This is a genomic window from Streptomyces sp. NPDC056161 (assembly GCF_042268025.1).
Lineage (GTDB): Bacteria > Actinomycetota > Actinomycetes > Streptomycetales > Streptomycetaceae > Streptomyces.
Genome location: NZ_JBHJUV010000033.1, coordinates 21,727 through 35,286 on the forward strand (window position 1 = coordinate 21,727; position 13,560 = coordinate 35,286).

Consider the following 13,560-nt stretch of genomic DNA (forward strand, 5'->3'; position numbering starts at 1 on the left):
GCCAATCGGGCGGTAGAGGGTACCCCGGGGGTGGTGGGGGTCAAACAGGGGGCGGGGCCACCCGGCGGATGCCTCAGAGCCACTCGTTCTCCCCGTCGTCCTCGTCCTTGGCGTGTTCACGCAGCACGACGACGAGTTGCACCGGTGCATCGGTGTCGCTCTGCTTGACGCCGGCCAGCAGCACCTTGCCCGAGATCGTCCACGCCGTGTGTTCGATGTAGTCCTCGCCGTCCGTCAGGTCCTCGCCGGATCCCTGGAGGCGTGCTCCCAACGCGCCGGACTCCAACCGCGAGACCACCGACGGGAGCTCGGCGACGGCAGCGTCGTACAGGTTCTCGATGTACGTCTCGGGGTCCGGCCGCTCGTCCTCGACCTCGCGGTACCAGAGGGTGAACTGCACTTCGACCGGCCCGGCGCCCTGCACCCAGGCGCTGGCGCCCGCGCGTCGCCACGTGGTGGCCCACGCCTTGGCCGGGTTCCTGCGCTCGCCGTCCCACCCCGCCCCGGTCAGGACCGCTTCCACGGCCGGGCCGGTGAGTTCGTCGAGATCGGACAGCTGACCCAGTTCGGCGGTTACGTCAACCATTTACTCATTCCGCTCATCCCGTTGCCCGGCACGTGAAAGACCGCGAGTGTACCATTCGCAATCGCGTCCGGGAAATGTTTTCCGAGCACCTCGCGGAAGTGAGCGGCACCCGATTCGTTTGAAATGGCGTAGCGAACTCCCTTACCCCCGAGTCCGTCATTGAGATCCAGGAGTTTGCCCGCCTGACTGGTTATCTTTTCCTCGCTGTAGAATTCACTCTCAGGATTGTAGGCAGACTTGGCCCACTCCTTCTCCTTTCCTCCGGTGAATTTTGCTTCCATGATCCAGCCATGGGCCGGTCCGCCGTCCACGTGCACTTCACGACCGTCGGCGAGCTTCCATATCTGCTCGTAGTCCGTGCCGGAGACGAGGCGCTGATATCTGAACGAAGGACGCTTCAGCAGTTTGTCGGTCAGCCAGGCGAGCCCCTTGAAGGTCGGGCAGGACTGAAGGCCCAGCGGGTCGGACCAGTCGAGCGGGTTGACGACATACGCGTAGTGATCGGCTCCGGCCAGCAGCCCGAGCGGGTCGGGCGAGAGATAGCGGGACGTCCGCGGGTCGTAATAGCGGAAGTAGTTGTAGTGGAGGCCGCTCTCGTCATCGAAATACTGCCCTGGGAAACGTAGCCGGCATTCTTCCGAACGACTTTCTGGATCCAGCTGCTCGCCCCACAGCAGGGATCTGCTCTTCCAGGTAACCTCCCCTTGGGGGGAAACCAGTTCGGTCGGGCTTCCGGCCAGATCACCGACGATGAGCCGGAACCGTCGGTCCACCTCTTCCTGGGGAGCATCTCGAAGCCATTCGCGCCGGCTCTGGGCCACTGGCCGATGGCTGTCGGGTGAATACTCCCAGGTGATACTCGCCCGCTCGGCGCCGGTGTGCCGTATTTCCTCCGCCAGGCGATTTCCGTCCCACACGAAGAAGACGGCCTCTTCGACGGCGCCCGACGCGTCCAGCCGCTCCTTGCTGATCCGGCGCCCGAGCGGATCGTAGGAGTAGCGCCAGATCGTGCCGCCGGGCGTCACGAGACCGGTCATCCGGTCGTCCGCGTCCCACGTGTACGTCCAGGTCCTGCGCCGGCCGGAGAGGGTGGCCGCGGTCCTCCTGACCACTCTGCCCTGGGCATCGTAGGAGTAGGTGATCCGGCCGGTCCTGATGAGCCGGTTGCCCTCGTAGGTGAACCGCTGCGGCGGTTCGTCGGCGAGCCCGGTTCGCGAGCCGTGCGCGGAGGCCAGGTTTCCGGAGGAATCGTACGCGTAGCTCTCGCTCCAGGAATCCGCACGGACCGCGGTCACCCGGCCCGCCACGTTCAGTGTGTAGCTGCTCCTACGGCCCCCTGCCTCCACCGTCTCCACCAGACCCGCGGGCGCGTGGAGGTACTCGCGGTCGAGCGCCGTCTCCCCGGCCCCGTCCTGTTGCGCGCCGCCGTGCGCCGCAGTCACCGTCTGGCGGCGTAGCCGGTGCAGCGCGTCCCATGTCTGGAGCAACGACAGTGCGCCGTCGAGCCGGATCTCCGTCTGCCTGCCGGCCGTGTCGTGAGCGAAGTGCAGGTCGTGGCCGAAGGCGTGCACTTCCAGTGGGAGGCCGTCCGCGCCGTACGAGAAGACGCTCCGCGCCCCCGACGGAGTGATCCGGCTGAGCCGACGGCCCATGCGGTCGTACGTGAACCTGCTGGTACGCCCGTTGACCGTCTCGGACGTGACCCGCCCGTACGCGTCATGCTCGAACGAGAGGTCCGCGTCGGGCGACCGTACGTCCTTGAGCAGCCCGGCGTCGTCGTAGCGGAACACCGTGATCGAGTCGCCGGTCTGTTTTCGCACGACGTTCCCGTTGAGGTCGCGTACGTATGCGATCTCTTCACCGGCTCCGTTCACCTGTCTCACGAGCCGTCCCACCTCGTCGTGGACATAGCGCAGCCGTCGGCCGTCGAAGTCCTCCTCGGCCATCAGACGGCCGACCTCGTCATAGGTGTACTGCCAGGTGAGTCCCCGCTCATTGGTGACAGCGGTGAGCCGCAACTCCGTGTCGTAATCGAACCGAAGGCCGTCTCCTCCGGGATGGGTCCGGCTCACGAGGAGATCGAAGTGCGAATACCGCGAGACCGTGGTCGTACCTGCCGCATCCGTGTGGGAGAGAAGGTTTCCCTCCGCGTCCCAACTCCAGGTGGCGAGGCTCCCGTCGGCCGCGGTCCGTTCCCTGGGCTTGCCCTCGACGGTCCATGCCATGCGGGTCACACCGCCCAGCGGGTCCACCACGGAGCTGACCCGTCCGAACGCGTCCCGCGTGTACTCCACGACCGCGCCACTCGGGCCGGTCACCCTCACGGGCAGCCCCGCCGCGTTCGTCGCGAAGGCGACGGCCGAGCCCACGGCGTCCCTCACTCCGGTGAGGTCACCGCTGGGGCCGTAGGTGAACCGCGTCACCGCTTCCCCCGGTTCGTTCACGGACGTTCGGTTGCCGCGCTCGTCATAGGTGTACGTGCGCACCGCGCCGTCCACTCCCACCGTCACGACGGGCAGGTGGAACGCGTTGTACTCAGCGGTCGCCCGGCGGCCGTCCGGCCCGATGACGGCTGTGACATTGCCTTCCTGGTCGTAGGCGTACGAGGTCTCCCTTCCGACCGGGTCGATCTGCGTGAGCAGGCGCCCGTAGCGGTCCCACTCCAGCGATTCGCTGCGGCCGGCCGCATCGGTCACCCGGACCAGGTGCAGGAGTTCGTCATAGTGGTATCGCGTGCTGTGCCCGAAGGAGTTCGTGTAGGTCGTCGTGCGTCGCGCCGGGTCGTACGAGATGACGCAGTCGAGGAAGCCTCCGGCGCCCCGTCCTTCGATGCAGCGGTCCTCCTCGTCGTAGGTGAACCGGTACCAGTTGCCGTTGCGATCGGTCCAGGAGGTGATGCGGGCCCGGTCGTCGTAGCTGAGCCGGAAGGGGACGCCGGAGGAGTTCCGGATGTCCGTGAGATCGCGGTCGGACGAATAGCCGTAGCGGAGGAGCGGCTGCGAACTCCCGTCATCCCTGCCGCCACGCAGATCCAGACCGGTCACCAGACCGTCCGTCGTCTCGACCACCACGTGATATCCGCCGGAGTGACGCACAGCGGTCGGGGTTCCGTCGGGCAGCCGGTCGAAATCGACGCGGTTGTCATTGCGGTCGGTCATCGCGGAGAGCACCAGCATGTACGGCATGCCCGGAAGCGGATCGTCCACCACCGAGAAATGGCGGGTGACGCCGAGAGCCGGATCGTATATGCGCAGGGCGCCGCTCTCGGGGCCGTCCCACTCCAGAGGCCATCTCGGGCCTTCGACGGACAGCGTCGGCTGTCCCGGGCGGGGCACCGGATAGGCCAGGATCATCCCGTCTTCCGCGGCGAACAGGACGCCCTGGTCGTCCAGTTCGACCCGCTCGTCGAGCGTGGACGCCCACGACCTGCCGAACCAGCGTCCTTCCCGGTACGTGGAGATGTGCGTACGTCTGAGAGCCAGTGACAGCACACCAGGCAGCTCGATGTCCGTGTCGTACATGAGCATCTCTCCGGTGACCATGTCGATGGGGTCACCCCCCGGGCATCGCCCCGCAAGCGCCTTGGCCCTCTTCGCCAGGTCCCCCGCGCCGCCCCTGAGGGAGGCGAGACCTGCTTTGCCCAGACCGCGCAGCCCTGCCGCCATGCCCTTCAGGCTCTTGAGACCTTTCAGCCCCTTGGCCAGTCCGCCGAGCGTGGTCATGCCCTTCATACCGGGTATGCAGTCCAGTGCCGCGAAGGCCACGTCCCACAGGGACGCCTGGCCTTTCGAGTACTTGTAGAGCGTGTCGGCGAGCACGACGAGTGCCGCCACCAGCACGATCGCACCCAGGATCGGCCCGCCGATGATCATCGCGACGATCCCGACGACCGTCACGACCACCTTGCAGACCGCGACGATCGAGTCCCAGTTGTTCTCGAACCAGTGGCCGATGTCCTGCCACCACTTACGGTTCTGGATCCCCGCGTCCGACGCCTCATCGATCTTCGACTTCGCCTCACGGGCCGCCTCGTCACGCATCTTCCGCGCGTCCTCGGCCATCTTCTTCGCCGCGTCCAACGCACTCCGCGCAGCCGTGACGTCCGACTGGGCCGTGTCATGCGCCGACTTCGCGTTCTGCGCATCCCGGGTCGCCGCACGCACCTTCGCCTCGTCCGGCTTGCCGGCGTCCGACTCACTGCCGGTCGGATCGTCCTTGTACTTGTCGGCCTCCTTGTTGGCACGCGTCACCCACGAATCGGCCGAGGACAGACGCGACTTGGCCGAGGAAAGGTCGTCCTGGGCCTCCTTCGCCTTCGCCAGCGCCCGGTCCGCCAGCGCCTGCGCGCGCTCCAGTTTCGGCCAGTAGTCCGCAAGGGCGTCGCCGCACATCTCGTACGACGTCCTCAGCTTCTTCAGGTCCTTCGGAACCCCGCCGAACTGCTCCTTGAACGCCTCCGCGGACTTGCCCGCCCACTCCAGGAGCGTGTCCTCGCCCGCCATCCCCTTGACCAGGCGCAACGCGTCGGAGACGTCGTCCGCGAAGTCGTGCAGCTGCTTCGCCAGAGAACGCACGCGCTGCGGATCACCCGGAGTCGGATCCTTGTCCAGTTCCAGCGGATGCCAGTCCGCAGGCCGATGCCCCACCATCCCGCAACCCCCGTCACGCCAGCATCCTCAACAGCCCGTGCACGCGCGAACCTACAAGGAACAGGCGTACGACAGGAAGCCCGGCTACGGCGGCGGACCTCGGCGCGGCAGCGGCGTCCGCGCGCCGTCGCTCGGACGCCCGGTTGCCGGCCTCTGTAATACCTTTATGCAACACCGTCGAACGACTCGGCGAAGTCCTTCAGCACCTCTGCGGAGAAGGGATCGCTCGCGGGGTCCTCCGGCATCAACAGGCTGACGGAGCCCGACCATCGAACTCATCGCACAAGGCATGGGCAAGCACCCGGCCGCGGAACTCTGGAGGCAGCTGGTGGCCGTGGACCTCTCCTTCTACAAGTCGTACATCTCCGAGGAAATCCGAGACGAAGGCGCGGCGCCGCGGACGTCCGACGGGCGTTCCGCGGCGCCGCCGCTGTACTGCGGTGCCTCAGGCCGGCAGCCAGAGGGCGGGCACGTTCGGGGGCTCCCAGCCGGGCTGGGCCGTGTGCGGCTGTTGGCATATGTAGGCGCGGCCCGCGTACGTGACCTGGTCGCCGGCCCGGTACGCGGTGCCCACCGCCCAGGTGCCGGACGGGGGCGGGGTGGTCGGCGGCTGCCCCGGGTCCTGGGGTACGTCCAGGACGAAGTCGAACGACGCCTCCCGGCCGCCGCCCGCGTCCCGCACCGTCATCAGCAGGCGCGGGTCGAAGATCGTGTCGGTGGCGTTGCGCGGCTCGTTCGGGAAGTACAGCTGGGTCGTGAGGATCGGGCGGCCGGGTGCCTGTAGCTTGACGTGGAGATGCCGGGTGCGGCCGGGGTAGAGGCCGGGGACGATCGTGGTCAGGGTGAAGGCGCCCTGGGCGTTCGTGAACTGGTGGCCGCGCAGGCGGAACCCGGTGTTGTCGTAGGCGCCGTTGGTGTCGGCCTGCCAGAAGTCCAGCAGGACGCCGCTGATCGGGAGGCACGCGCGGCCGAAGACATAACCCGTGACGGTCAGCGGGGTGCCGGGCATGCCCGGTTCCAGGAGGCTGCTGCGCTGCGGCGAATTGGGCTTGAAGTACGGGCCCTCGATCTGCTCCGGCGTGGGGTCGTCGCCGTCGTCGCACGACGGGGTGAGTTCGGGCGCCTTGCCGGAGGCGGCGAGGGTGCGGGCGAGCGCCGGGGCACCGGCCAGGACCAAGGGGACGGCGGCGGTGGCCGCGAGCGCCGCACGCAGGACCGTCTTGCGGCGGATGAGGCGAGGGGTTCCGGGCTCCGCGGGCTGCGGAGACCGCGCGGAGTCCGGGAGGTTCGCGGAGTCCGGGAGGTTCAGGGAGTCCGGATGGTTCGGGGAGTTCTTCTCGCTGTCCATGCCTGCTCCTTGTGGGGGGCGTCGGATCGGAAAAGAACCTAGGCGTGGCTCCCCGGGGCTTCGATGGACTGGTGATGGCGGCTGTGGTGTTTTCGGAAGGTGCCGGGGCTGATGCCGGTCTCCCGCCGGAAGAAGCGGCAGAAGTAGGCGGGGTCGGCGAATCCGGTGCGCGCGGCGATCTGCCGTACGGACAACTGTGTGTGGGCCAGCAGTTGTTGGGCCTGGTAGGCGCGTGCCTCGATCAGCAGCCGGCCGGGGCTGCGGCCGGTGGCGGCACGTACCGCCTGGGTGAGGTAGCCGGGCGTGACACCGAGCCGGGCGGCGCACTCCCCCACCGTCCGGCCGACCGCCTCCCGCCCCGCGACGAGCGACGCGAACGCCTCGGCCACCGCCACCACCCGGTCCCCGACGGGCGCCCGCTCGGCGACGGGCGCGCGCTCCGCGACGGGCGCGCGCTCCGCGACGGGCGCGCGGCCCTCGACGGTTGCCCGATCGCTGGCCTGTGCCCGGTTCCCGGCAGTCGTTCGGTCGCCGACGAGTGCCCGATCCGCAGCAGGCACCCGCCCGCCGGACGGCCGCGCCCCCGCAGTCGTACGTTCCCCGACGGATGCCCGATCCCCGGCAGGCACCCGCCCGCCGGCGGACGGCCACCCGCCGCCGCGCCGGTCGCCCGGCGGCCGGCAGCCGTTCCCCGCAGCCCCCGCAGCCCCCGCGGGCGCCGCGTCGCAGAACTCCGTCGCCGCGCCGGGCCGTCCGGGCCCCGGCAGCCGGGCCGCCCGGACGACCAGGACGTGCAGCAGGGAGCGCAGGACGCTCTCGTGCCCAGGGGCCCGCTGCCGGTACTCGGCGACCAGTTCGGCCATCAGCCGTCCGGTCCACGCGTCGGCCTCGGCGTCCAGCGCGAACCAGCACCGCTCCCCCAGCCGCCGCAACGTCTCGCGGTCGCCGGGATGGTCCAGCAGGAAGTCCTCGGTGAACAGGGCGAGCGTGCCGTCGGGGCCCTGGCCGCCCGGCTCCCAGTGGTGCACCTGGCCCGGCCGGATCACGGCGAGGTGCGGCGGTCGCAACGGCCAGCGGGCGAGGTCGACGACATGGGCGCCCGTGCCCGCGGTCACGTGGACGATCTCGTAGAAGGTGTGCCGGTGCGGCCGGCTCGCCCGCGCCAGCGGCCCCACCGCCTCGAAGGTGCCGACGGCGAACGGCACGGCCCCCGGCCCGGAGACCTCCAGCCGGTGCAGGGGCACGTCCCCGGCGGCGGGCGGGAGACAGGGCGTACCCGGTAAGACGGTGGTGCTGCGCATCGGCTCACCCTTCGCGAGAGGTACGGACCACAGGAGGTCATTGCACAGGTGCGGACCACTGGAGGTCATGTGCAGGAGCCGGGCACAGGTGCAGACCAATTGGGCGAGGGGCCACCATGCCATGTCCGTACGCCCGCGGGAACGGCACCTCACCGCCCCTGGCCCGTACTGGCCCGTACTGGCCCGTACTGGCCCCTCGGTCCCGCGCCGTTCGCCCGCGTCACCGCGCCATTGGTCCCCACCAACCCCTTGCCCCCGTCCTGCCCGCGCCGCAAGCTCCCTTCATGGACCTGGAGTTGCGGCATCTGCGGACCATTCGGACGATCGCCGACGCGGGCAGCCTCACCCGGGCGGCGACGCTGCTCGGGCTCGCGCAACCGGCGCTGAGCGCCCAGCTCAGACGGATCGAACGGGCCCTGGGCGGCGCCCTGTTCGAACGCGGCCAGCACGGCGTGCGGGCGACCGCGCTGGGCGAACTGGTACTGGAACGCACCCGGGTCGTGCTGCCCGCGGTGAGCGAACTCCAGCGGGAGGCGGCCCGGTTCGCCCGTACCCGGCGCACCTCGCAGCGGTTACGGCTCGGGGGCACCCACGGCCCCCTGCTGGGCGCGCTGGTGGACCGGCTGGCGGACGCGGCACCCGACGCGGCGGTGACCACCTGCGCCTCCTGGTCCGAGCGGGAGCTGGCCGAACAACTGGCGGAGGGCCGACTGGACTTCGCCCTCGCCGGCACCTGCGGCTCGGCCGCGCCGCCCGGCGCCGCCCACCTGGTGTGGCGGGAGATCGCCGTCGACCCGGTGTTCGTCATGCTCGCCGACGGCCATCCGCTGGCCCGCGGCCCGGAGATCGACCTGGCCGCGCTGGCGGGCGAGGAGTGGGCCTGCGTACCCGGTGACGGCTGCTTCGCCGACTGCTTCACCGCGGCCTGCGCGCGGGCCGGGTTCAGCCCGCGCCGCATGTACGAGACGGACACCGCGTCCTGCGTCCATCTGGTGCAGGTGGGGCGGGCGGTCGGGCTGTGCCGGGCCACGTTCCCGTCCACGCCCGGCCTCACCACCCGGCCGCTCACCGGCACACCCCTCGTCTGGCGGCACCTGCTGGGCTGGCATCCGACGGCCCAGCAGCCGGACACGGCCGCCACCGTCCTGGCGCAGGCCCGCAGCGCCCACGCGGGCACGGCCGCGCGCAGCGACAGTTACGCCCACTGGCTGGCGGCGCACGGGGCGGCGCCCGCCGACTGACCGAGGCCCGCCGCCGTTCGCCCGATCCCGCGTCTCCGGTCCCCGGCCGCGACCGCGACCGCGACCGCGACCGCGACCCGCGGCGCCTCCACCCCCCACCGTCCGTACGGCAAGCGAGCCCTCGGCCCAGGCACCCAGCCCCAGCCCCAACCCGTTCCCCCGACAGACCCACTGCGTTCCATAACACCCGGGCAGGGGGTCAACTGATGTCTTATGAAGACCAGTTGACGCTCCTACGGTTTCGGCAGCTCCCCCCACCGAATCCGAGGAGACCTCCCCATGCTCCAACGACATGCCAGAGCCGCGTGCGCCGCCGCCGTGGCCACGGGTGCCCTGCTCGTGGCCGGGCTCAGCGGCTCCGCGAGCGCGCACCCGGGCCAGGCGGGCGCCCGTTCCGACGCCGCCGCGACCACCGCCGCCGCGGCCCTCCGAACCGCCGAGGCCCCGCCCGCACTCATCCACGCCATGCAGCGGGACCTCGGCCTCGACCACGACCAGGCCGAGCGCCGCCTGGTCAACGAGGCGGAGGCGGGCGCCACCGCTGGACGACTGCGGGCCGCGCTGGGCGCGGGCTTCGCGGGCGCCTGGGTGCGCGGCCCGGAGTCGGCCGCGCTGACCGTGGCGACGACGGACGCCGCGGACGTACCGGCGATCGAGGCGCGGGGCGCCGACGCGGTCGTCGTGGGCCACTCCCTCACCGCGCTGGACGCCGCGAAGGCGCGGCTCGACCGCGCGGCGGCCCACCGCGCCACCACCGACACCCCGGTCTGGTACGTCGACGTCCGCACCAACTCCCTCGTGGTGCAGGCCGTACGCCCTGAGGCCGGACGGGCGCTGCTGACGGCCGCCGGAGTGGACGGGTCCCTGGCCCGGGTCGTGAAGTCGGCCGAGCGACCCCGTCCGCTGTACGACCTGCGGGGCGGCGACGCGTACTACATCAACGGCAGCACCCGCTGTTCCATCGGCTTCCCGGTCACCCGCGGCACCCAGCAGGGCTTCGCCTCCGCGGGCCACTGCGGCCGGGCGGGCAGCAGCACCACCGGTGCCAACCAGGTGGCGCAGGGCACCTTCCAGGCGTCGGTCTTCCCCGGCAACGACATGTCGTGGGTGGCCACGAACTCCAACTGGACGGCGACCCCGAACGTCAACGGCTCCAGCGCCCAGGTCGCCGGGTCCACCGTGGCGACGGTCGGCGCGTCCGTGTGCCGCTCCGGCTCCACGACGGGCTGGCACTGCGGCACGGTCCAGCAGTTGAACACCAGCGTGACCTACCAGGAGGGCACCGTCTCCGGGGTCACCCGCACCTCGGTGTGCGCCGAGCCGGGCGACTCGGGCGGCTCCTTCATCTCCGGCAGCCAGGCGCAGGGCGTCACCTCCGGCGGCTCGGGCGACTGCACCAGCGGCGGGACGACGTTCTTCCAGCCGATCAACCCGATCCTCCAGTCGTACGGCCTCACCCTGAGGACGACCACGAGCGGCCCCGGGGATCCGGGCGACCCGGGCGACCCCGGAGACCCGGGCGGCACCTGGGCGGTGGGCACCGTCTACCAGCCGGGTGACACGGTGACGTACGGCAGTGCCACCTACCGCTGCCTCCAGGGCCACCAGGCCCAGCCGGGCTGGGAGCCCCCGAACGTACCGGCGCTGTGGGAGCAGGTCTGAACAGGACGCCGACCCGCTGAGCCATCGCCTCCCAGGGGGAAGGGCCCGGACGCACTCTCCGATGCGTCCGGGCCCGTTCCGCGTCCCGATCCGCGTCCCGATCCCGCGTCCCGATCCCGCGTCCCGATCCGCATCTCGTCCAGAGTCCCGTCCCGACGGCGGAGTCCGGTTCCGTCGGGAAGGCCCCCGTCAGTCCGTGAAGCGGAACGTCGACGTGATCGCGTCGAAGATGTCGAAGAAGGAGTCGGCCAGGTCGAGGACCTGGCTGCTGCCGGCGACCAGGGCGACCTTGCCCTCCTGTCCCGGGACCGGAATGTACGTCTGCATCAGCACGGCCCGGACGGTGCGGCCCAGACTGTCGTCCGGGACCGGGATGTCCTCGACGCCATGGGTACGGGCGGCCGGACCGACCCCGGGTATCTCGACGGTCGTCACCTTCCGCCAGGAGTCCCCCGGCTTCCTGGCCTCCTTGACGGCGAGCTGGGAGGCGATGGCCGCGGGGTCGGTGGGCAGCGGCTCGCCCTCGCTCGTGCGTCCGCCGACGAGGGAGACGGTGACCGAGCCGGTGACGGGGGTGTCGCCGCCGAAGCTCTCGGCCATGCAACCGCAGTACAGCGCACCGGACTTCCAGGCGTCGGCCGCGGCCTTTCGCAGGAAGCCGGTGTACGTGTCGCGGTACGGGGCCAGTTCCGGGTGGAGCGCCACCCGCTCGTTCACCATGCGCCGGATCGAGTCGTCACGGGACTCCGGGCGTACGTCGAACTCCCACCACGACTCCGGCACCTTGATGCGGAAGCCGCCGCGCTCGACGGTGAGCGCCTCCATGTAGCGGGCCACGGCTGTCGTATCCCCCGTTTCGTCGGTCACTTGTCCAGGCAGCATGCTGTTGTACGGTGCGGCTCAGACTACGGGCCAGGCCATGAGAGCGGGGGAGGGACCCATGGGCGACGGCAAGAGCGACCTCTCGCTCCCGCTGACCGAGCTGGAGGACTACGGTCGGCGGCTGCGCTCGATCAAGACCCGTCTCGACCACACCAAGAAGCTTTTCGAGTCCTACCGGGACGACATCGGCGACGGCAGGGTCAACGACGCCCTCGACGACTTCGAGTCGAACTGGGAGGACGGCCGCGAGGACATCACCCAGCAGTTGGACGCGCTCGCCGACATGTCGGACGCGGTGGTGCGCGAGTTCACGAAGCTCGACGACGACCTGGCGAAGAAGGTCAACGACGCGGTGAGGACGGAGGACACCCGCGGCACCCGCACGTGACACCGCCTGGCGGGCGGCACCACCCGGGTGACGCCCGCCGGCGGGTGGCAGAACCGCGGCACGGGACGGCGGACGCCGAGAGGCCCGTACGACCGAGGTCGTACGGGCCTCTCAGAGACCTACCGGTGCCAAGACCTACCGGGTCGGGGACCCGGACCGGTCCGAGATCACTTGTTGATCTTGGTGACCTGGCCGGCGCCCACCGTGCGACCACCCTCACGGATGGCGAACTTCAGGCCCTCTTCCATGGCGATGGGCTGGATGAGCTCCACCTTCATCTCGGTGTTGTCACCCGGCATGACCATCTCGGTGCCCTCGGGGAGGGTCACGACGCCGGTCACGTCCGTCGTACGGAAGTAGAACTGCGGACGGTAGTTGTTGAAGAACGGCGTGTGACGGCCACCCTCGTCCTTGGACAGGATGTACGCCTGCGCCTCGAACTCGGTGTGCGGGGTGACCGAGCCCGGCTTGATGATGACCTGGCCGCGCTCGACGTCCTCGCGCTTGATACCACGGAGCAGCAGACCGACGTTCTCACCGGCCTGGCCCTCGTCGAGCAGCTTGCGGAACATCTCGATGCCGGTGACCGTGGTGGTGGTCTTCTCGGTCTTGATGCCGATGATGTCGACGGTCTCGTTGACCTTGAGGATGCCACGCTCGATACGGCCGGTGACGACCGTACCGCGGCCCGTGATGGTGAAGACGTCCTCGATCGGCATGAGGAACGGCTTGTCGACGTCGCGCTCCGGCTCCGGGATCGCGCTGTCGACGGCGTCCATCAGGTCCAGGACCGACTGGCCCCACTCCTTGTCGCCTTCGAGGGCCTTCAGAGCCGAGACCTTGACGACCGGAACGTCGTCGCCCGGGAACTCGTACTCGGAGAGCAGCTCGCGAACCTCAAGCTCGACGAGCTCCAGGATCTCCTCGTCGTCCACCATGTCGGCCTTGTTCAGGGCGACGACGATGTACGGAACGCCGACCTGGCGGGCCAGGAGCACGTGCTCCTTGGTCTGCGGCATCGGGCCGTCGGTGGCGGCGACCACCAGGATCGCGCCGTCCATCTGCGCGGCACCGGTGATCATGTTCTTGATGTAGTCCGCGTGACCCGGGCAGTCGACGTGGGCGTAGTGACGCGCCTCCGTCTGGTACTCGACGTGCGCGATGGAGATGGTGATACCGCGCTGACGCTCCTCAGGAGCCTTGTCGATCTGGTCAAAGGCCGAGGCCTCGTTCAGGTCCGGGTACTTGTCGTGCAGCACCTTGGTAATGGCGGCCGTGAGGGTCGTCTTACCGTGGTCGATGTGACCGATGGTGCCGATGTTGACGTGCGGCTTAGTCCGCTCGAACTTCGCCTTCGCCACTGGGGTCCTCCTGTGGAGTGGTTCTGTACGCCTTACTTCATCGGCGCCAGGTGATCTTTGCTGTAAAGGCCCGGAACCCGGGGCATTCCGTCCGCGTTTGCGGAGGAATGCCCTGGAGGCTCCGGAGTCAAGCCTACGGCGT

Annotated in this window: 9 protein-coding genes; 3 read left to right on the forward strand and 6 right to left on the reverse strand. The window is 70.0% G+C overall.

The window, feature by feature from the left end; genetic code table 11:
- Window positions 1–73: 73 nt before the first annotated feature.
- The 4 genes from ACFC09_RS27685 to ACFC09_RS27700 all read right to left on the reverse strand — a co-directional run bounded on the left by ACFC09_RS27685 (window position 74) and on the right by ACFC09_RS27700 (window position 7,884).
- Window positions 74–586, reverse strand: coding sequence for a hypothetical protein (locus tag ACFC09_RS27685; RefSeq protein WP_376533040.1), 513 nt, complete (start codon window positions 584–586; stop codon window positions 74–76).
- Complete coding sequence (locus tag ACFC09_RS27690) at window positions 574–5,235, reverse strand: RHS repeat-associated core domain-containing protein (RefSeq protein ID WP_376533041.1); 4,662 nt, start codon at window positions 5,233–5,235, stop codon at window positions 574–576. Before ACFC09_RS27690 ends, ACFC09_RS27685 begins: the two co-directional genes overlap by 13 nt.
- A gap of 445 nt (window positions 5,236–5,680) precedes the next feature.
- Window positions 5,681–6,583, reverse strand: coding sequence for a carbohydrate-binding protein (locus ACFC09_RS27695; protein ID WP_376533042.1), 903 nt, complete (start codon window positions 6,581–6,583; stop codon window positions 5,681–5,683).
- Window positions 6,584–6,621: 38 nt separating this feature from the next.
- On the reverse strand, window positions 6,622–7,884 hold the full coding sequence (locus ACFC09_RS27700) for an AraC family transcriptional regulator (protein WP_376533043.1): 1,263 nt from the start codon (window positions 7,882–7,884) through the stop codon (window positions 6,622–6,624).
- A 284-nt stretch (window positions 7,885–8,168) separates the two neighbouring features.
- Between ACFC09_RS27700 and ACFC09_RS27705 the strand changes: the two genes are divergently transcribed.
- Entirely contained in the window at window positions 8,169–9,125 is a 957-nt protein-coding gene (locus ACFC09_RS27705) for a LysR substrate-binding domain-containing protein (RefSeq protein WP_376533044.1), read from the forward strand.
- 279 nt (window positions 9,126–9,404) lie between these two features.
- A complete protein-coding gene (locus ACFC09_RS27710; protein WP_376533045.1) occupies window positions 9,405–10,787 on the forward strand; it encodes an alpha-lytic protease prodomain-containing protein in 1,383 nt (460 codons plus the stop codon).
- A gap of 189 nt (window positions 10,788–10,976) precedes the next feature.
- Here the strand turns inward: ACFC09_RS27710 and ACFC09_RS27715 are convergent, their stop codons facing one another.
- Window positions 10,977–11,624: a hypothetical protein gene (locus ACFC09_RS27715; RefSeq protein WP_376533114.1), complete on the reverse strand. Its 648-nt coding sequence runs from the start codon at window positions 11,622–11,624 to the stop codon at window positions 10,977–10,979.
- A 103-nt stretch (window positions 11,625–11,727) separates the two neighbouring features.
- Here ACFC09_RS27715 and ACFC09_RS27720 point away from each other — a divergent pair, with 103 nt between their 5' ends.
- A complete protein-coding gene (locus tag ACFC09_RS27720; protein WP_376533046.1) occupies window positions 11,728–12,057 on the forward strand; it encodes a hypothetical protein in 330 nt (109 codons plus the stop codon).
- A 167-nt stretch (window positions 12,058–12,224) separates the two neighbouring features.
- Here ACFC09_RS27720 and tuf read toward each other — a convergent pair whose 3' ends face one another.
- A complete protein-coding gene (gene tuf / locus ACFC09_RS27725) occupies window positions 12,225–13,418 on the reverse strand; it encodes an elongation factor Tu (protein ID WP_376533047.1) in 1,194 nt (397 codons plus the stop codon).
- Window positions 13,419–13,560: the final 142 nt, after the last annotated feature.